Raw genomic sequence first — 383 nt, forward strand, 5'->3', positions numbered from 1 at the left:
ATTCCCGAAGGGAACTGCGCAATGTCGGGAAAACTCCATTCAGCATGGGCTTGGGCATAGTCGGCGGCATCGCACTCGTCGAGTTTGAACGCTGAAATACCCTTGCTCAGCAGGTTCTTGTCGTGATACGTCTCGAATATCTCCCTTGCTTCCTTCGTAATAAAGTCGGGAACGGCGCCTTTCCACACGGCATAATCGCCCGACCACGGTACTATTTCCTCAAACATCGGCGATGCGGGATGAATATAGGCATGCTCCCAGAGGTTCATCTTGTAATTCATCCCATGCATGATGCTGAGCAGGCTGTCGGGGTTGGGAAAATTCTTCGGATGCCAGGTGAACGAGCAGGAATATGCGTTTGAATGCCAGCCGGGGTCCAGTCC

The 383-nt window shown here is 52.7% G+C and carries 1 protein-coding gene; it reads right to left on the minus strand.

The features are described from left to right. Positions 1-383, minus strand: a 383-nt coding sequence (locus tag ASC50_RS05470) for a TIM-barrel domain-containing protein (RefSeq protein ID WP_304518330.1), incomplete at both ends; no start/stop codon positions are given.

The organism is Candidatus Symbiothrix dinenymphae (assembly GCF_001431085.1).